Here is an 18,622-nt window from a genome sequence, read left to right on the forward strand (position 1 = left end):
CAGGCGCCGGGAGGTGCGTCCCAGGCGGAGGCGGAGCGGGGTGGCGGGGGTGGTGCGGTGGGGCGGGGCGTGTCAGGCGCCGACGGCGCGGCGGCGGGCGAGGACGGAGTCGAGGTCCAGGCCGCGTGCAGGCACCGCCTCGGGCGCGGGGGCGGCCTCGGGCTCCGGGTCGGCGACGGGCGCGTAGGGCGAGCCGGCCAGGCCGGAGACGACGACGGGCTCGGGCGGTACCGCGGCCTCGGCAGGGGCCTGCGCGACCTCCGGCTCGGGCGCCTCGTACGGGGCGATGTCCATGCGCGGGGCGGAGGCCTTGAGCGTGTACGTGGGGACCGGGACCTGGACTGGTGTCCAGCTGTGCGCCGCGGGCTGCTCCGCTTGCGCGACATCCGTCGGCTCGCTGACGGCGGCGGGGGGCGCCGTCTCATCCGTCGCGGGCGCCGTCCCGGCCGGTCCGGTCGCCTCGGCAGTGGCCGCACCCTCGGCAGTGGCCGGATCCTCAGCGGTGGCTGCCGGCTCGGCGGTGACCGCGGGGTCGGCGGTGCGTTCGTCACGCGCGGCGGAGGCGCCACCCGCGGCAGGCGCGGCGGTGCGTGCCGCCGTCGTCGTGGCCGGACGGGCGAAGGAGGCGGGTCGCGTGCGCGGGGCGAGGCGGGCCATGGCGGCGCGGTCGGCAGCGTTGCGCCGGGCGGCGATCGTCGCGGCGCGGCGGCCGAGGACGAGGACACCGGCGAGCAGGACCGTGGGCACCACGCCGAGCACGACCGGGAGGCTGCCCAGCCCGAAGCCGAGCCAGCCGCCGACAGTGGCGAGGAGCAGCACGACGGTGAGCACGAGCCGGCGCTTGGCGGCAGCCTTGCGTCGGCTGATCTCGGCGGCGCGCGCCGCGCGCAGCTGAGCCAGTCGCCGCGCCTCGGCGGCGGCACGCTCGCTGGGGGTGGTGGGCCTGTTCACGGCGGGTGCCTCCGTTCGTCGTCGTGGATCGTGGAGGTACGGTCTGCTCTCCAGCGCACCGTGGTGCTCCCCGGGCGACGACCGCCTCGCCGTCGCCCCGGTGGTCACCACGCGCAACGTGCCGGAGAAGCGGTCCTCCACCCGTGCCTCCGCCAGCTGGTGACGGCTCTGCACGAGGTGAGGGACCAGGTACCCGAACAGGATGAGGGCCAGTCCGACGACCACCCACCCCTGAACATCCACAGGCACGAAACTATCCGGGCGGCGCACCACCGTCGGGATCGTCAACGGCGTGTCTCCCGCGGGTGCGGATCCACCGCTCCAGCAGGCCCTCGGGTACGTCCTCCGCGACGAGTGCGAAGGTGCGGTGGTCACGCCAGTCGCCGTCGATGTGGAGGTAGCGCTCGCGCATCCCCTCGTCGCGGAAGCCGAGCTTCTCCACCACCCGCAGGCTGGCCGTGTTCTCGGGCCGGATGTTGATCTCGATACGGTGCAGCCGCAGCACGGTGAAGCAGTAGTCCACGGCGATCGCGACCGCGGTCGGGGTGATCCCGCGCCCGGCGACGTCCTGGCTCACCCAGTAGCCGATGGAGGCCCCGCGCAGCGCCCCGAGGATGATCGAGGACACCGACAGCTGGCCCACGAGCTCGCCATCAGCCTCGATGACGAAGGTGAGGGCCTCCCCGCGCCTGCCCTGACGACGGCTCTGGGCGACGTAGTCCCGGAAGCCTACGGGCGGTGCCGGCACCGGGCTGGTCGCCTCCCACGGGCGCAGCCACTCGTAGTTCAGCCGGCGCACGCGCTCCCACGCGGCGCGGTCCCCGTAACGCAGGAGACGCAGCCGGACGCCCTCGTGCTCGAGCATCAGGCATCCAGCAGCAGGCAGGACAGCGCCGTGCCCTCGGTGACGTCGGTGAGGTCCTCGGGCACGACGGCCAGCGCGTTGGCGCGGGCCAGGGCGCTGAGGAGCAGCATGCTCGGGGAGCCGACGGGCGTGGCGCGGTAGCCCTCACGCGGCGAGCCGGCGAGCGTGACGCGGACAAACTCGCGCCGTCCGGACGGGGAGTACCAGCCGGTGGTCGCTGTCGCCGTCACCGTGGGGCGGTAGAGCTCGGTGTAGCCGGCCATCGACAGGACGGCGGGGCGCAGGAAGACCTCGTAGGCGACCTGCGCGGCCACCGGGTCGCCCGGCAGCGCGAAGATCGGGGTGCCCTCCCCGATGTGCCCCAGCCCGAGCTGGCGCCCCGGCCACATGGCGACGTTGTCGAAGCGCACCGTCCCGAGCGGGGCGAGCACCTCCTTGACGGTGTCGTTGGAGCCGTGGCTGAGCCCGCCCGTCGTGACGACGAGGTCGGCGCGCACGAGCTGGTCCTCGAGGGTCTCGCGCAGGGGTCCGCGCTGGTCCGGGACGGCGGCCACCCGGTAGGTGGCGGCGCCGGCGTCCTGCAGCGCGGCGGCCAGCGCGTGCCCGTTCGCGTCGTACACCTGCCCGGCGGCGGCCGACTGGCCCGGCTCGACGAGCTCGTCACCGACCGAGATGACGACGACGCGCGGTCGCGGGTGCACCGTCACCCGGCCGCGGCCGACGGCGGACAGGAGCGCGACCTGCCGGGCGCCCACCCGCTCCCCCGCGGGCAGGACGACCTCACCGGCGCGGACGTCCTGCGCCCGCCGGTTGACGTTCTCACCCGCGGCCGCGGCCGTACGGACCTCGACCTTCGCGGCGCCGCGATCGGTCTGCTCGACCGGCACGACGGCGTCGGCCTCCACCGGCAGCGGCGCACCCGAGGCGATACGCACGCAGGCACCGGCGGGCAGGCGGGTGCGCTCGACGCTGCCCGCACGGATCTCGTCGAGCACCCGCAGGACCACCGGCGACGACGGCGCAGCAGCGGCGACGTCCCCGGCTCGCAGGGCGTAGCCGTCCAGGGCCGCGACGTCCGCCAGGGGCAGGTCGCGCGGCGCGAGGACGTCCTCGGCGAGCACGCACCCGACGGCGTCGGCGAGGACCACCTCGAGGGGCGGCTGCGGCCCGACCGCCGCGAGGCAGGCCGCGAGGTGCTCCTGGACGCTCCTCACCGGGGGTGGCTCGCGGAGGGGTCGGAGCTGAGCTCGACGTGCCGGCCCGCGACGAACTGCTCGAGCCAGGCGGAGAAGTCCGGGCCGAGGTCCTCGCGGTCGACCGCGAGCTGGACGACGGCCTTGAGGTAGTCGAGCTTGTCCCCGGTGTCGTAGCGGCGGCCGCGGAAGACGACGCCGTGGACGCCGCCGCCCTCGCTCGCGGGCATCCGGGCGAGGGTCTGCAGGGCGTCGGTCAGCTGGATCTCGTTGCCGCGGCCCGGCTCGGTGCGCTCGAGGACGTCGAAGACGGCCGGGGACAGGACGTAGCGGCCGATGACGGCAAGGTTCGAGGGGGCTTCCTCGACGGCGGGCTTCTCGACGAGCTCGGTGACGGTGACGACGTCGCCGTCCGGGATGCCCGCGAGGGAGACCGGCTCGACGGCCGCCGCGCCGTAGAGGTTGATCTGGGAGGGCTCGACCTCGAGCAGCGCGATGACGGAGCCGCCCAGGCGCTGCTGGACGTCGATCATCGTCGGCAGGATCGGGTCGCGGGCGTCGATGAGGTCGTCACCGAGGAGCACGGCGAAGGGCTCGTCGCCCACGTGCTCGCGGCCGCACAGCACGGCGTGGCCCAGACCCTTGGGAGTGCCCTGGCGCACGGCGTGGATGTCCGCGAGCGCCGTGGGCCGGCGGACCTCGGCGAGCCGGTCCTCGTCGCCCTTGGCCTCCAGGGCCGCCTCGAGCTCGACGTTGCGGTCGAAGTGGTCCTCGATCGCGGACTTGCCACGGGCGGTGACGAGCAGGACGTCCTCGATGCCCGCGGCGGCCACCTCCTCCACGACGTACTGGATCGCCGGCCGGTCCACGACCGGCAGCATCTCCTTGGCCACGGCCTTGGTGGCGGGCACGAATCGGGTGCCGAGCCCGGCAACCGGGACGACGGCCTTACGAACCGGGGTGACGCTCTGCTCTGTCATGCCCGAAGGCTACCCAGCACCGGCCGGGTCCGCCGGAGGGAGGCGCGGCACCGCCACACGGCAGCCCGGCCGTGGAACACTACCCACATGTCGACGGCGATCCGCTTCCCCGAAACGACCGGACTGGAGCTGGAGGACGCCAAGAACGCGCTGCGAGAGGCCGTCCGCTCATCCCGCGCCGCCCGCTCGCACCGGCAGCGCGAGGAGGCCGCCGCGACCTTCGCGGAGCACGGCGTGCAGGCGGTGGGCGACGCCCGCTGCGTCGCCGCCTACGTCTCCGCGCCCACCGAGCCGGACACGAGCATGCTCATCGACGCCCTCCACGAGCGCGGGGTGCGCCTCCTCCTGCCGGTCCTCGGCCCCGGGCTGGCCCGCTGCTGGGGCGAGTACACGAGCCGTGAGGAGCTTGCCCAGCGCGCACCCGGCCGGCCCCTCGAGCCGGCCGGTGAGGTCTTTCCGCCGGAGGCGCTCGCCCAGGCCGAGGTCGTCATCGCCCCGGCGCTCGCGGTCGACGCCTCCGGGATCCGCCTCGGGCAGGGCGGGGGCTGGTACGACCGTGCGCTGCTCCACCGCGCGCCCGACGCCCCGGTGCTCGCGATGGTCCACGAGGCCGAGCTCATCACCGGCGCCCAGCTGCCGCGCGCCGCGCACGACATCCCGGTGGACGCCGTCATCACCGAGAAGCGTTGGTTCCTCATCGGCGGCTCCACCTTCACCCACCGCACCTCCTGACCCGGCGCGGGGCCCCACCCGTCACCCCGGCGGACCCCCGGCCGGTCAGCCGGGGTGGCGCAGCGTGCGGGTGCTCGTCGCCGCGTCCTCGACGGCTGCCGGGCTGAAGGGCCAGGCGAAGGTCTCCCCCGCGGCCCACGCGCCCAGCTGGTCGTCGTAGTGGTCGTCGGCCGGGTGCCCGGAGACGCCGGTGAAGTTCACCCACAGGGACCGGTCGAAGTCGGCGAGGTCCACGGCCATCCGCATCGACGGGACGCTCGTGACGCCGTAGTCGCGCCGGCCCTCGACCTCCGCGCTCGCGTCCCAGCCGGTGGCGTTGACGATGCTCGAGCCACCCCCGACGCCCACGGGCCGGGGGTTGGCGAACCACGAGACCACCGCCGGCACGCCGTCACCGAGGACGGGGTGCTGGGGGGCGGCGACGTGGAGCTGGGACCACCGCCAGTCCCCTGGGTCCTTGCCGAGCGTCTGGGTGAGCTCGTTGCGTGCGGCGACGAGCGCCTGCAGGAGGATCTCGTCGCGGCTCTCGACGAGGTTGATGGTGCGCCGGTCGTCCCACCACTCGCTCGTCGGGTCCTCGAGGAGGCGGTCGACGACGACGAGCCAGCGGCTGCCGCCGTCCGGCGCCAGCGTGGCGGGCAGGTCATCGGCGAAGGTGAGGTCCAGGAGGTTGGCCCACACCGCCGCGAAGTAGGCGGCCGCGGCGGAGTCGCCGTCCTGCTGGTAGCCCTCTGCCTCCCACTCGGCCAGGAGGTCGACGGCCTCCTGGACGAAGCCGTCGGTCACCGTCACGTCGAGCAGGGCAGGGACGAGGGCCTCCGCGTACGGGTTGGCCTCGTCGTTCATCATCTCGTTCGCCAAGGACGCGTCGACGCTCACGCCGCGCTCGATGGTCGCGGTAAGGCGCTCGCGCAGCCGCTGGGAGCGGAAGCCGTAGTCCCAGTCACCGGTGAGGAATGGGCCTTGGCCGGCGGGCAGCACGGCCTGGTTGGCCGCGACGATGAAGCCCTCCTCGGGGTTGAGGACGCTCGGCATGTCCGCGGCGGGCACGTAGCCCGCCCAGTCGTAGCGCCCGTCCCACCCGGGGCGGGGCCAGCTGCCGTCGGACGGCACCGGGCCGTCGGACACCTCCTGGCGCACCGGGATGCGGCCGGGGGCCTGGTAGCCGATGTCGCCGTCGGTCGTGGCGAAGACGATGTTCTGCGCCGGCACCTCGAAGAGCGCGGCCGCCGCGGCGACGTCCTCGGCGGTGGCGGCGCGGTTGAGCGCGAAGATGGCGTCGCCGGTGCGGCCCGGGGTCAGCGCCGTCCACGACATCGCGACGGCGTAGCCGCCGAAGCCGGGTGACGGCGAGCCGTCGGGCACCGGGGAGCTGTTCGCGGCGGCTGTCTCGGGCAGCACCCCGGAGACGATCGGCCCGTGCGCCGTGGCCGCGACGGTGAGGGAGTCGTCGGTGCCACCGTTGACGGCAATGGTCTCGGTGCGCCGGGTGAGCGGGACGCGCTCCCCGCCACGGAGGTAGGTGCCGTCGTCGTACACGCGCTCGAGGAAGAAGTCGACGACGTCGGCGCCGAGGTTCGTCAGTCCCCACGCGAGCTCGGCGTTGTGCCCGATGATGATGCCGGGCATGCCGGCGAAGTCGAAGCCGGCGACGTCGAAGGTGCACAGGGTGGTGAGCTCGCGGCAGTGCAGGCCCACCTGGTGCCAGACGCCCGGGGCGCTGATGCCCAGGTGCGGGTCGTTGGCGAGGATCGGCTGGCCCCCGACCGTGTGCTCGCCGGAGACGACGAAGGAGTTCGAGCCGATGCCGTCCCCGTCACCGAGGAGGCGCGGGGTGGCCTGGACGGCGGCGTAGGCGCTCTCGATGGCGTCGACGGCGCCGGCGGGCGCGGGCCAGGAGGCGTCCTCGACCGTCGCCTCTGGTTCGGTCGCCTCCGGTGGCGGGATGATGGGGAGGTTCCGCGTCTCCGGGTAGGCGGGGTAGAGCTGCGCGACGCGGGAGACGTCGCCCCCGAGAGCGCGGACCGCGGTGGCGCGGCCCAGCTCCTGGTCGTTGTTGGCGGCCAGGTCCCAGGCCATCGCCTTGAGCCAGGCGAGGGAGTCGATCGGGGTCCACGGGGCGACCTCGCCGAGCTCGGTGACGAGGCCGAGGACGGTGTACTCGACGCCGAGCTGGCTCGCCTCGCGGGAGTCGAGGTAGGCGTTGACGCCCTCGGCGTAGGCCTCGAACAGCGCGCGGCTCTCCTCGCTGAGGAGGTCCCACTCCTGCTCGGCGACGCGGCGCCAACCCAGGGTGCGGATGACCCGGTCCGCGGCCAGCGCGTTCTCGTTCTCACCGACGAGCTCGGAGACACGGCCCGCGGTGACGTGGCGCCGGTAGTCCATCTCGAAGAAGCGGTCCTGGGCGTGGACGTAGCCCTGGCCGCGCATGAGGTCGGTGTCGGTGTCCGCGTAGATCTGCGGCACTCCCCGCTCGTCGCGCAGGACCTCGACTTGCGAGGAGAGGATCCGCAGGGTGGTCTCCCCCCCGTAGTCGGGCAGCGGTCGGCGCACCAGGACGGCCGCGAGCGCCACGCCGGCGACGAGGATGACGACGAGGACGGCCGCGACGACGATCGTCAGACGCTGCAGAAGGTGGGAGCCACGCACCTGCCGAGGGTATCCGGAACCTCCGACGACGGCGGCCGTCCGCGCCGGGGGCTCATCCCCTGTCGCCGGTGCGGTGTCTCTCGTCCACAGCCGGCGTCCACGCGCCCCGGGCCGGGCCCCGCCCGGTCCTACCGTCGCCCCATGCCCTCCCCGCCGGTTCCCCCGTCGCGACGCCGCCTGGTGCGCGTGCGCCGCCTGCTGTGGCGCTGGCGGCACGCCCTGCTGGCCGTGGGCCTCGTGTCCGCCGTCGGGGTGGTGGTGCAGGAGGTGCGGCCGCCCGCACCACCGACGGTAGCCGTCGTCGTGCTGGCGCGGGACGTGCCGGCGGGGACGCCGCTGGCCGAGAGCGACGTCCACACGGTGCGGCTGCCACGGGAGGTGACCGCGGCCCGGATGCTGCGCGCCCCGGTGGAGGCGGTCGGGCAGCGCCTGGCGGTGGGGCTGCCGGCCGGGTTCCCGCTGGCGGCGGAGGTCCTGGTGGGTCCGGGGCTCGCGACGGGCACCGCCCCGGGTGAGGTCGTCGTTCCCGTGCGGCTCGCGGACGCCGCGGTGGCCCGGACGCTGCGGCCCGGGGACCGGGTCGACCTCCTCGCGGCGACGGCGGACGCGGCGGCGAGCGAGGGCGGGGCGGAGGTGGTGGCCGCGGGGGCACTCGTCGTGGCCCTCGAGGAGGACGGAGGCGGAGGCCTCCTCGGCGGGGAGGAGCCGACGTCGCTCGTCTTCGTGGCCGTCCCGCGCGGGGCGGCGCCGGATGTCGTGGGGGCGAGCGCATGGGCGCCGCTGCGCGTGGTCCTCCCCGGGTAGGGGCCCGGTCGGGCTCTCGACGCGTCACCGTCGGGGCGCCGACCGTGACCCCTTCGGGTACGGACGCCGCAGTGCCGACGTCGAGCGCTCGCCGCCGGCGGCCACCGGCTAGGGTGCGGTGCGCCGGGAGAGCCCCGGGGTGGGAGGAGCAAGACCGTGCTCAAGGGATTTCGTGACTTCATCACCCGCGGGAACGTCATCGAGCTGGCGGTCGCGGTCGTCATCGGCTCGGCGTTCACCACGATCGTCAACACCGTCGTCACGAGCATCATCACGCCCGTGGTCAACTCGCTCGGTGGCTCGCACGTCGACGGCTTCGGTTTCGCGATCATCGCCGGCCGGGAGGACACGGTCGTCGACCTCGCCGCGATCATCAACGCCGTCATCGTCTTCCTCATCACGGCGGCGGTCGTCTACTTCATCTTCGTCCTGCCGATGAACACCTTCCAGGAGCGACGCAAGCGCGGGCAGGAGCCCGAGCCGGAGGCGCCGGCCGAGGACATCCTCCTGCTCCAGGAGATCCGCGACCTCCTCAAGACGCAGAGCGGGCGCCCGTAGCGCTACTGCCAGTGGGGCGGCTTGTCACGCAGGTAGCGGGCGTCGTCGGAGCCCTCGGGAAGCTCGCCCCAGGCCGCGTCGGTGTCCTCGGCGGCCCGGCTCGGGAGCACCGGCTCCTCCGCGCGGGGCCCGGGGGCGGCCGGCTGCTCCTCCGGCTCCCGCGGCGTGGGCCGGGGCGCCGGCTCGGTCGGCACGAGCGCGCCCTCCTCGCTCGCCCCCAGCCGCGTGGGTGGGGCCACCACCCGGCGGTGCCCGCCGCGCCGCCCCATCAGCGGCGGCGAGCGGCGACGGTGCGCAGCACCGCGTCCACCTCGAGCCCGCGGCGGGTGAGCCCGAGCTCCTCGCGCAGGGCCTGGACGAGGGCGTCCTCGTCGCGCTCGGTGCCGTCGGCGTCGATCCACGCGGCGAGGTCGTCGAGCTCGTCGTCGGAGTAGGCACCGACGGGCAGGCCCGGCGTCACCGGCGGGCGCGGGCCGCGCTCGGCGGGCGCAGGGGCGACCGGCGCGGGCTCGAGCACCTGCTCGGCATCCGCCGGCTCGGCCGTCGGCTCGGCCGTCGGCTCGGCACCTGCCGGCTCGGTGTCCGCGGACTCACCAGGCACCGCGGGGGCGTCCACCGCAGTGGGCTCCTCGGCCACGGGCGCCTCGGCGGCCTCCGGCGTGCCGGCGCTCGGCTCGGCAGCCTCGGCGGCCGGCTCCTGCGGCGCGGCGTCCTCGTCCGTGTCCGTCACCTCGAGCGGCAGCGCCGCGGCCGGCGGCCGCACCGGGTCGGCCGCCCGGCGGCGGGAGTCGACGACGTCCAGGGCGAGCGCGACGATCGCCTCTGCCTCCCGCTGCGGGTCGGTGAAGACGGCGGTGGAGAAGGCCATGTGCACCCGCCAGCCGCGGGAGACGAGCCGCTGCACCCAGTGCCGCTCCCGGCGGCGCAGGTTGGGCTCGGCGACGTACGCGGCGTCGTCGGTGAGGACGGCTACGAGCAGCTCACCCGGCAGGTCGGGGTGCCCGATCGCAAGCGGGATCCGCACGCCGCCCTCGACGCCGTACTGCGGCACGACCGTCAGGCCCAGGCGCCACAGGCGCTCGGCGAGGTCGACGAGGAGCGGGTCGGGCGCCGTCCCCACGGCGTCGACGTCCTGCGCGGGCTGCGGGTCGGCGGCCCAGTCGACGAGATCGGCGAGGAGGAGCGGGCCCGGTGTGTGGAGCCGGCTGCGGTCGATCTCGCCCGGTCCGATGCAGGAGACGACGACGAGCCGCTCCCGGACGGCGTCGAGCGCGTCGATGAGGCAGGCCTTGCCGTCGGGGTTGCTGACGGTGCCGAAGCTGTGGAGCACCCGGCCATGGGGAGTCTTGGCGTAGCCGAGGGTGAGGACGACCGTGTCGCGCCGCAGGCCCCCGGCACCGTCCGCGTCCACGACGACGAAGGGCTCCTCACGGTCCGCGGCGAAGAAGCGGGCCACGGCCGAGGACCCGGAGACGGCGGAGATGACTGCCTCGCGCACCCGGTCGGCGTGCCGGGCGTTGAGGGCGACGACGGCGAGCGACTGGTCCGGCGCCGTCAGAGCGTGCTCGATGACGAGGTCGACGACGCGGTCCACCTCCGCCTGGACGCTCTCGACGGCGTCGGCGCCAGGGGCCGGCATCCCGAAGCCCTCGACGAGCTCGAGGGTGATGCGGCCCGGCGACGGCGGGTCCGGCACGGGCTGGATGACGTCCTCGTAGCCGTGGGACGCGAGGAAGGCCGCGATCGACTCCTCGCGCTCGGCGCGGTCGGTGGGCAGGGTGAGGACCGGCAGGAGCGGCGCCAGCTCGGAGACGAGCCCGTCGCCGCCGCGGCGCGAGTCCCCGACGAGCACGACCTGGCTGCCGCGCGTGATCGCGCCGACGGCCTGCTCGGTCGGCAGGTGGTGGACGCCGTCGAGGATGACGAGGTCGACGCAGCGTGCGGGCGGCAGGAGCTGGGGCACGAGTACCGGCGGCACCATCCAGCCGGGCCGGATCGCGCCGAGGAGCTCGGGGTGCCGGGCGTAGGTGCGCCGCAGGTCCACGCCGGTGCCCAGCTCGGCCTCGAGCTGCGCGGCCTCGTCGCGGCGGTCGCGGACCAGGGCCCGCAGCCGGCGGACGACGGCGCGGCGGACCGGGCCGGGCAGCGTCCGCACGTGGGCGGCGTCGAGCTCACGGAAGCGCTCGGCCAGGGCGACGAGGCCGGGACTGTCGTAGCCGGCGAGCGCCGGGTCGGTGCGCAGGATCTCCTCGAGCACGGAGGTCCACCAGGCGAGCTCGAGCTCCGCGCCGGCGAGCGCGGCGACGACGCGGCGCTCGGTGAGGTCGGCGACGAGCTCGCCGAGGCCGAGGCCCTCGAGGTCGGCGAGCACCGCGGAGCGCTCGGGCATGAGGCGGACGGCCTCGCCGTCCCCGCCGAGGGAGGTCATGCGCACGGCGAGGTCCTCAAGGGGCAGGTCGAGGAGGTCGGGCTTGCCGGCGCCCGCGCCGACGACGCCCTGGAGGGCGAGGACGTCCTTCTCGACGGCGCGCGCGTGGCGGGTCATCTCCGACAGGCCCTCGGGGAGCCGGGGCCAGCCTCCGGTGGGGCAGTGGCGGCGCCACACCTCGCGCTGCTCCTGGACGTGGACGAGCTCGGCGTGGAGGTCGGTCACGGGACGGCCGGGACGCAGGAGGTCCTTGGCCTGCTTGCGCAGCCGGCGCCGGGTGCCCCACGACATCGTGACGCCCTGCTCCTTGCGCCAGGCGCGCGTGGAGGTGGCGATGACCATGTCGGCGGCCGAGCGCTCGAAGACCTGCGGGACGAAGACGTCGAGCGCCGAGCGCACGCCGTCGAGCATCTGGAGCTGCTCGAGCCACTCGCGCAGGGTCCGGGCCGCGATGAGGCCGGTCTCGCGGGTGGTGCGCTCGGCGTCGGCCAGGACGCCGGGCAGCTCGATGCCGGAGAGCCGCTGGGTGCGCTCGAGGGCCTGGCGGGCGGCGTCCGCGCTCTCGAGCCGGGCGCCGTACCAGGGTGTGTCGTGCGGGCGCAGGTCGAAGGCACCGAGGGAGGCCGCCCGAACGAGGCGTTCCCGGGCGTGCTCGCGACGGTCACCGGCGAGCTCGCGGACGGTGTCGGCGGAGAGCCGCACCTCGGTCCGGGGCCCCGGCCGGGCCGCCGTGAGCTCGGCGAGCGCGAGCAGCGCGGCGTGCGCCGAGCAGCCCCACGGCTGACGGGAGGTGTGGAGGGCAGTGACGTAGGCAGCGAGCCGCTCACGCACGGAAACGAGCTCGGCGCGGACGGCACGGACCGTGTCCACCTCGCTCGGCGGCTCCTCGACGGCGAGCCCGGCGCGCAGCTCCTGCGGCGCGCTGGCGCGCCACCCGGTGTCGGTGGACAGGTCGAGGACGAGCTCGCGCAGCCCGAGGCGGTCCAGCTCCTCGACGAGCGCGCGTCCCACGCGCCGCGTCCCGGGCACGTAGAGGACCCGCCGGCCCGAGGCGACGGCGTCGGTGACGACGGCGGCGAGCGTCGCCGGCACGTCGGCCCCGGGGGGCGCGTCGATGAAGACGTCGGTGCCGGCGGCAACGGCGTCGATGACCCGCTGCTGGTCGGGGTCCAGGTCCCCGACACCGCGCTCGGCCTGGGGCTGGCGGTCGGCGCCCGCCCGCTCGGGCAGGACGCGGTCGAGCGCGGCGCGCGCGTCCTCGTCGCCGGCGAGCGCGGCGACGACGTCGTGGCCGACGAGGTCGTCGTGCATGGCCTCGAGGTCTTCGACGAGCACCTGGCCCGGGTGGACGAAGGGGCCGATGAGGACCCGCTCCTCGAGGGTGAAGTCGGGCAGGTGCTCCTCGCCGAGCAGGGAGATCCGCCCGAGGGTGGCGCGCGGGGAGAAGCCGTCGGGGGTGAGGGCGCCGGCGGCGATGGCGTGGAGGTCGGCGGACACCCCGTGCGAGCGCAGCGCCCGCACGAGGACGGTGTTGAGGTCCACCGCCGGCTCCAGCTCCAGGTCGAGGTCCGCGACCTGACCGCCACGCGGCGTCAGGCGCACGGGACGCAGCAGGACGGGCGCACGGACGGTGCGCGGCTCGGCGGGCGCGGTGGCTCCCTCGCCCCCGGCGACGGATGCCGGGGTGGCGCTGTCGTCGCCGATGACGGGCACGGGGGGCGGCACCTCGGTCCACGTGGCGATGCCGGCCGCGAGGTAGGTGGGGGCCACGCCGTAGCGCTGGGCGAGCTCGTCGGTGCGGGCGACGACGGTGCGGGCCGAGCGGCGGGCCGCGACGAGCGCGCCACCCTCGCGCACGAGGTTGGACAGCCGGGTGGCGCGGCCGGAGTAGAGCTGGGCGATCCCGGAGGGGTGCGCGGCCGTGAGGTCGATGACGGCCTCACCGAGCATGGCGACGTCCGAGAGGGCACTGGCACCGCTGAGTGCGACGAGACGCTCACGCCACTGCTGGGCAGCGTCCTCGACGGTGCGGCCGCGGGCACTGGTGGCGGAGTCTGGCTCGCCGCTCCCGGAGCGGCCGCCGACGAGGCCGACAGGACCCGGTCCGCCGCTGCGGCGGGGCCCCGCGGGAGGCCGGGCGAAGAGCGGTGAGGGGGTCATCACCCCACGCTAACCAGCGCCACGCCGCCGGTCCGTGCGACCCGCCGGAGCGGGCGACTTCACCGGGAGATAGAGATAGGGCGTGACGCACACGGGGGGCAGGCGTCACGCCCTATGAGCAGTATCCTGCTCCACCTTTGGGCGGAGCGCAAGGCCCAACCTCCGTACAGTTTCTTGTGAGGTACGTCACAGCCCCTCAGGGTCGCGGCACGGGGCCGCGGAGCGGTGCCTCCGGGCAGATTCGAACTGCCGACACCCGCTTTAGGAGAGCGGTGCTCTATCCCCTGAGCTACGGAGGCGGGGCGGACCCAGCGTACTCGGCGGGCCGGGCCGGACGCACATAGGCTCTGGGGCATGGCCAGCCGCACGCTCGACCTGCCGCAGGAGTGGGCCTACGCCGTCGTCACCGCCGCCCGGCACCACGGCCGCTGGATCCCGCTCACCCGCGTGGACGCACCGGCCCGGGCGCTGCGCGCGGGCGACGAGGTGGTGGGCAGGTCCGCGCTCGTGCTCGTCGACCGGATGCGCGTCACCCACGCCGATGCCCCCCACGAGTTGCGGTTGGTGAAGACGGGGCCGCTGCTGCTCGGGGAGGTCGTCATCACGGTGCGGCCCGACGGGCCCGCGCGCGCCGTCGTCGACTGGGCCGAGGACGGCGTCCACCTGCGCGGCCCCCTCCCCCGCCGGCTGACCGCCGCGCTGCTGCGCCCCTCCCTCGAGGCGATGACCGCCCTCGCGCTGTGGCGCATCGATCGCTCCGTCCACCGTCAGCGCCGCCGCCGGTACCCATCGAAGCTGCGCGGCTGATCCTGCTTTTCCGCTGCAGTTCCTGCGGCGGGGTGCGGGCGGGCGGCGGCGCTGGCGGGCGGGCGTCCGGTGGCGGGGACGGCGGCGAGCGCTTGGGCGATGTCGGTGCGCAGGTCGGCGAGCTCCTCCAGTCCCACCGACAGCCGCACGGTCGCGTCGCTGATGCCCACGCGGGCGCGGCCGTCGGGGCCCAGGCGCCGGTGCGTCGTCGTCGCGGGGTGGGTGACCATCGACTTCGCGTCGCCGAGGTTGTTGGAGATGAGGACGAGGCGCAGGGCGTCGAGGAACGCGAAGGTCTCCTCGCGGCTCGCCGGCCGCCCGCCGACGGCGACGTCGAAGGTGACGACGCTGCCCCCGCCGCTCATCTGCGCGCGGGCGAGCTCCGCCTGCGGGTGGGAGTCGAGGAAGGGGTGGCGCACCCGGCCCACCCGCGGGAGCGTCTCCAGCCATCGCGCCAGCTCGAGGGCGGCGTCGCTCTGGGCGCGCATCCGCAGCGGCAGCGTCTCCAGGCCCTTGAGGAGCACCCACGCGTTGAAGGGGCTGAGGGACGGCCCCGTGGTCCGCAGCACGAGCCGCAGCGGCCCCTCGACGAACTCTCGGCTGCCGAGGACGGCCCCGCCCATCGTGCGCCCCTGGCCGTCGATGTGCTTGGTGGCCGAGTAGACCACGACGTCGGCCCCCTGGGGCAGCACACGCTGCAGCACCGGGGTGGCGAAGACGTTGTCGACGACGACGACGGCGCCCGCCGCGTGGGCGAGTGCGCTCACACCGGCGACGTCGACGATGTCCTGCATCGGGTTGGACGGCGTCTCGAAGAGGACGACGTCGGCCGGGGTGGCCAGCGCCCGACGCCAGTCCTCGAGGTCGTGCGCGTCGACGTAGTCGGTGACCACGCCCCAGCCGGCGAGGATGTCCTCGAGGAGCGTGATCGTCGAGCCGAAGACCGCCCGGCCCACGACCACCCGGGACCCGCTGCGCACGAGCGCCGCGAGCGTGGAGAAGACGGCGGACATCCCCGTGGCCGTGGCGGCACAGGCCTCCGCGCCCTCCAGCGCGCGCAGCCGCTCCTCGAAGGTGCGCACCGTGGGGTTCTCGTAGCGGCTGTAGGTGAAGCGGTCCGCCTCCCCGTCAAAGGCCGCCTCGGCGTCGGCCGCGGCCGCGTAGACGAAGCCCTGGGTGAGGAAGAGGGCCTCGGAGGTCTCGTGGAAGCCGGTGCGCTCGTGCCCGGCGTGGACCGCCCGGGTCGCGCTGCCCCACGTCGGGTCGGGGTCGGGGTACCCGCCGGGGCCGGGACAGGCGGGGCGGGTGGTCGAGGTCGTCATGGTTCCTCCATCGCGTCCTGGCGGGAGCACCCGTGGGCCGGGTTGCTGCAGCGTCGACGAGCCAGGTCTCTCGGCTGCTCTGGATGGTTCCCGGCGATGCTAACCACGCCGCGGGCGCCCGGGCCCGCGCCGCCGGCGCCCGTCCCAGCACCCGGACGACCGGCCGACCTCACGGCCCCGGGATGAGACTCCCGGGCTCCCTCCTTCGCAGGACCGCGCGCGCGACGGCTCCTCCCGATGGCGCCTGCGATGGGCTCTTCTCCCCATGGTCACGGCCCTGTCGGCCCGTGAGGATGAGCGGTGAAGGCATGGGTGGTCACCCGGTGCCAGAACGGGGGGCACGATGTCCGCGCAGACAGTTCAGCAGGGGCGCCAGAGCCGCAGCAGGGTGGCCCACTTCCGCCTGGACGTCGCGGAGTGGACGGTGCTGCGCCGTGCCCTCCTCTCCCGCGTCCCCGGTGCGGTGACGCCCGCCGGCTTCGCGCCCGAGTCCTTCGGCCTGGACCCTGACGAGCCGCTCACCCCCGGCGAGCGCGCACGCGCCTGGGCGAGCCTCCAGCTGCGCGGCCTGGCTACCCACACCCCCGAGCGCGATGACGTCACCGGGCTCACGCCGTCGTGCGTGCTCGGGATGCTCATGCTGCTCGAGTCCGACGTCCGCGTCGACGTCTCCTCCTGGTCCGGGGACGTCGTCGTCAACGAGGCCGTCGCGTGGAGCGCCGGGCGTACCGCCGCGCTCGCCCGCCGTCGGCGCATGGTGCGCTCACCGGGAGGGGAGACGGTGCTCGAGCAGGAGCCCGTCGTCGAGGTCTCCCTGTCCGCCGCCGGAGGGCTGCTGGCGCAGGTGACGCGTGCGCTGCCCCACCACGTGGGCGGCCGGCCCGCCGACCGCTCCCCCGTACGCGTCGGCTGGCCAGAGTCGGCCGCCATCGCCCAGGCGCTGCGGCTGGGCCGTGAGGACGTCGCGCTCCACCTGTCGGGCCTTCCCGCCTCGGCCCTGTCCGTGCTCGGCGCCGTCTCCACCGACCTCACCGGAGGGGCCTGCGTCAGCGCGGCCCGCCGGCACGATGACGGCGCCCTGGCCTTCCACGGCGTGTGGCTGTGGACGGAGGCGGACGTCGTCGAGCTCGTCGACGCGACGACGCACGGCGTCACCCTGCGCCGCACCGATCTCCTGCGCGTCCGCAACGGCCTGCTCACCGCGCTGACCGGCCTCCTCCACGCCGAGGAGGTGCTGTGACCCTCACGGTCACCGGTGGTGCGGTGGGCGTCCTCGCGCGCGTGGAGGACATGCGGGCCACCGCCGAGGTCCTCGACGCCAAGGGTGACGCCGCCCGAGAGCTCGCGCTGCGGGTGGCCGCCGTCGCCACCCACGAGGCGGTCCTGTCCTCCCAGGTGCTCTCCCCGATGACGGGAGGTCGGCTGCTCGCCGAGGTGTCCCAGGCGCAGCTGCCTCCGGAGGGGCTGGCGTGGGTGGCCCTCGAGTACGAGGCCGCCGCGGTCTTCCTGCGGGGCTCGGCCACCGTCTACGAGGAGACGGACGCCGCCCTCGCGCGGCTGGCCGAGGCGGGCCGGACCGTGACGGGCGTCGTCGTCCTCCACGCGGGGCTGCTCGCGGCGGGTGGGCTCGCGCTGTCCGCGCTCCTGCTGGACGCCCTGCCGGCGGACGTGGCCGACGCCCTCACGCCGGACGCCTTCGCCGCGTGGGTCGAGGAGGTCGGGCAGGACCCGCTCGACACGGTGCTCGGCGGGCTCTACGACGAGCCGTGGGTGACCGACTCGATCGTCGCCGCGCTGCCGTGGGTCCTCGGCGCCGAGGTGCCGCTCGTCCTCAGCGCGCTCACCCCGTGGACCTTCGCGCCGGTGCCGCTGAGCTACGAGCAGGTGGTGGCGGGCGTCATCGGCGCCGGTGGGCTCATGGGCTTCTTCACCGACGGCACGCCGAGCGTGACGCCGGACCCGGCGCCGGACGGCACCGCCGCCGACAGCCTCGCCGCGCTCTTCGGCAACATCGGCCGGCTCGGTGACGGCGACGCCTCGGAGGTGCGGGTCACCGCCGTGCCCGACGGCGCGGGCGGCCACAGCTGGATCGTCGAGATCCCGGGCACCCAGGACTGGGCGCCGGAGTCCGGCAGCAACCCCTCCAACCTCGCGACCAACCTCCACCTCATGGCGGGCGGCGACACCGCGATGGAGGCGGCGGTGCTCGAGGCGGTGCGCCAGTCGATGAGCGAGGTCGCCGCCCAGCAGGGCGTCCCGCTCGCCGAGCTGCAGTCCCAGCCGGTCACGCTGGCGGGGCACAGCCAGGGCGGGATCGTCGCCGCCGCGCTCGCCGCCGACCCCGGCAACGGCCTGCACGTCACGCAGGTCGTCACCGGCGGCTCGCCGGTCGCCGGCATGGACGTCCCCGACGACGTCGCCGTCCTGTCCATCGAGCACACCCAGGACCCGGTCCCCCGCCTCGACGGCAGCCCCAACCCCGGCGCCCCGGGCTGGACCACCGTCACGCGGGACGTCCACGGCGCCGACGGCGTCACGGCCGGCTCGCCGATCTCCGCCCACGGCGGCGGCGTCTACGCCGACACCGGCGCGCTCATCAGCGCGCAGGCCGCCGAGGACCCCGCCCTCGCCCTCGCGCTGCAGGGCCTGGAGGCGCAGTTCGCCCAGGTGCGCGACGGTGAGGCGCAGGTCTTCCAGTACGCCGTCACCCAGGAGCACCGGTGAGGCGGCTGCTCGCGAGCGGCGCCCTCGGGCTCCTGCTCCTCCTGCCCGCCTGCTCCGACGGCGCCGGCACGCCCGCGCCCACCTCCCCTGACCTCACCGACGAGAGCGAGCGGCTCACCGCCGAGCTCACCGCCCTGGACACCGTGACCTCCGCGGAGGTCCAGGTGCGCTCGGGCGCCACGTGGGGGCAGCAGGTCGTCATCGACGCCGCGACGTCCAGCGCGGACCCGGGGGAGCAGCTGGCCGTCCTCGACCGGCTCGTCCACGCTGGGTGGGACACCGTGGCCTTTGTCCCCACCGACGTGAGCACCGTCCTCACCGCTCCCGGCGGCGTCGTCCTCGACGCCCGGGACCTCGGCTTCCCCCACCAGGGCGCCGGACCCACCGGGCTCTACGAGCGCTTCGGACCGCCCGCCGCCAACCCCGCGTGGCGACCGTGACCGACCGGA

Annotated in this window: 15 protein-coding genes and 1 tRNA gene; 7 read left to right on the top strand and 9 right to left on the bottom strand. The window is 75.4% G+C overall.

The window, feature by feature from the left end:
- Positions 1 to 72 precede the first annotated feature (72 nt).
- Genes M3148_RS14715 through galU form a run of 4 tightly spaced genes read right to left on the bottom strand, consistent with a single transcriptional unit; the run spans position 73 to position 3,989 of the window.
- Positions 73 to 1,194 (bottom strand): hypothetical protein, encoded by a 1,122-nt coding sequence (locus M3148_RS14715; RefSeq protein ID WP_251305465.1) that lies wholly within the window; start codon positions 1,192 to 1,194, stop codon positions 73 to 75.
- 10 nt (positions 1,195 to 1,204) lie between these two features.
- Entirely contained in the window at positions 1,205 to 1,816 is a 612-nt protein-coding gene (locus M3148_RS14720; RefSeq protein WP_251305466.1) for a GNAT family N-acetyltransferase, read from the bottom strand.
- Positions 1,816 to 3,030: a molybdopterin molybdotransferase MoeA gene (locus M3148_RS14725; RefSeq protein WP_251305467.1), complete on the bottom strand. Its 1,215-nt coding sequence runs from the start codon at positions 3,028 to 3,030 to the stop codon at positions 1,816 to 1,818. Before M3148_RS14725 ends, M3148_RS14720 begins: the two co-directional genes overlap by 1 nt.
- Positions 3,027 to 3,989: a UTP--glucose-1-phosphate uridylyltransferase GalU gene (gene galU, locus M3148_RS14730; RefSeq protein WP_251305468.1), complete on the bottom strand. Its 963-nt coding sequence runs from the start codon at positions 3,987 to 3,989 to the stop codon at positions 3,027 to 3,029. The genes M3148_RS14725 and galU overlap by 4 nt, the downstream gene beginning before the upstream one ends.
- Positions 3,990 to 4,076: 87 nt before the next feature.
- Here galU and M3148_RS14735 point away from each other — a divergent pair, with 87 nt between their 5' ends.
- Complete coding sequence (locus M3148_RS14735) at positions 4,077 to 4,721, top strand: 5-formyltetrahydrofolate cyclo-ligase (protein ID WP_251305469.1); 645 nt, start codon at positions 4,077 to 4,079, stop codon at positions 4,719 to 4,721.
- A 45-nt stretch (positions 4,722 to 4,766) separates the two neighbouring features.
- Here M3148_RS14735 and M3148_RS14740 read toward each other — a convergent pair whose 3' ends face one another.
- Complete coding sequence (locus M3148_RS14740; protein WP_251305470.1) at positions 4,767 to 7,370, bottom strand: penicillin acylase family protein; 2,604 nt, start codon at positions 7,368 to 7,370, stop codon at positions 4,767 to 4,769.
- A gap of 141 nt (positions 7,371 to 7,511) precedes the next feature.
- On the opposite strand from M3148_RS14740, the gene M3148_RS14745 reads away from it, so the two are divergent.
- Positions 7,512 to 8,174, top strand: coding sequence for an SAF domain-containing protein (locus M3148_RS14745; RefSeq protein ID WP_251305471.1), 663 nt, complete (start codon positions 7,512 to 7,514; stop codon positions 8,172 to 8,174).
- Positions 8,175 to 8,330: 156 nt separating this feature from the next.
- Positions 8,331 to 8,732, top strand: a complete 402-nt coding sequence (mscL, locus tag M3148_RS14750; RefSeq protein ID WP_251305474.1) for a large conductance mechanosensitive channel protein MscL — start codon at positions 8,331 to 8,333, stop codon at positions 8,730 to 8,732.
- Between the two features lie 2 nt (positions 8,733 to 8,734).
- On the opposite strand, the gene M3148_RS14755 is transcribed toward mscL, so the two are convergent.
- The 3 genes from M3148_RS14755 to M3148_RS14765 form a co-directional block, all read right to left on the bottom strand.
- Positions 8,735 to 8,971 (bottom strand): hypothetical protein, encoded by a 237-nt coding sequence (locus tag M3148_RS14755; RefSeq protein ID WP_251305475.1) that lies wholly within the window; start codon positions 8,969 to 8,971, stop codon positions 8,735 to 8,737.
- 29 nt (positions 8,972 to 9,000) lie between these two features.
- Entirely contained in the window at positions 9,001 to 13,320 is a 4,320-nt protein-coding gene (locus tag M3148_RS14760) for a hypothetical protein (RefSeq protein ID WP_251305476.1), read from the bottom strand.
- A gap of 226 nt (positions 13,321 to 13,546) precedes the next feature.
- Positions 13,547 to 13,619: transfer RNA gene (locus tag M3148_RS14765), tRNA-Arg, on the bottom strand.
- Between the two features lie 55 nt (positions 13,620 to 13,674).
- Here M3148_RS14765 and M3148_RS14770 point away from each other — a divergent pair.
- Positions 13,675 to 14,127: a hypothetical protein gene (locus tag M3148_RS14770; RefSeq protein ID WP_251305477.1), complete on the top strand. Its 453-nt coding sequence runs from the start codon at positions 13,675 to 13,677 to the stop codon at positions 14,125 to 14,127.
- On the opposite strand, the gene M3148_RS14775 is transcribed toward M3148_RS14770, so the two are convergent.
- Complete coding sequence (locus M3148_RS14775) at positions 14,088 to 15,449, bottom strand: O-succinylhomoserine sulfhydrylase (RefSeq protein ID WP_251305478.1); 1,362 nt, start codon at positions 15,447 to 15,449, stop codon at positions 14,088 to 14,090. The two genes, M3148_RS14770 and M3148_RS14775, sit on opposite strands and share 40 nt — an antisense overlap.
- Before the next feature lie 343 nt (positions 15,450 to 15,792).
- Between M3148_RS14775 and M3148_RS14780 the strand changes: the two genes are divergently transcribed.
- The 3 genes from M3148_RS14780 to M3148_RS14790 are packed head-to-tail and all read left to right on the top strand — an operon-like array spanning position 15,793 to position 18,613.
- Positions 15,793 to 16,689, top strand: coding sequence for a hypothetical protein (locus M3148_RS14780; RefSeq protein WP_251305479.1), 897 nt, complete (start codon positions 15,793 to 15,795; stop codon positions 16,687 to 16,689).
- The gene (locus M3148_RS14785) at positions 16,686 to 18,173 is read left to right on the top strand and encodes a hypothetical protein (protein ID WP_251305480.1); all 1,488 of its coding nucleotides are present in this window, start codon (positions 16,686 to 16,688) and stop codon (positions 18,171 to 18,173) included. Before M3148_RS14780 ends, M3148_RS14785 begins: the two co-directional genes overlap by 4 nt.
- Positions 18,170 to 18,613, top strand: a complete 444-nt coding sequence (locus M3148_RS14790) for a hypothetical protein (protein ID WP_251305481.1) — start codon at positions 18,170 to 18,172, stop codon at positions 18,611 to 18,613. The genes M3148_RS14785 and M3148_RS14790 overlap by 4 nt, the downstream gene beginning before the upstream one ends.
- Positions 18,614 to 18,622: the final 9 nt, after the last annotated feature.

It is taken from the genome of Georgenia satyanarayanai, assembly GCF_023715365.1.
GTDB lineage: Bacteria > Actinomycetota > Actinomycetes > Actinomycetales > Actinomycetaceae > Oceanitalea > Oceanitalea satyanarayanai_B.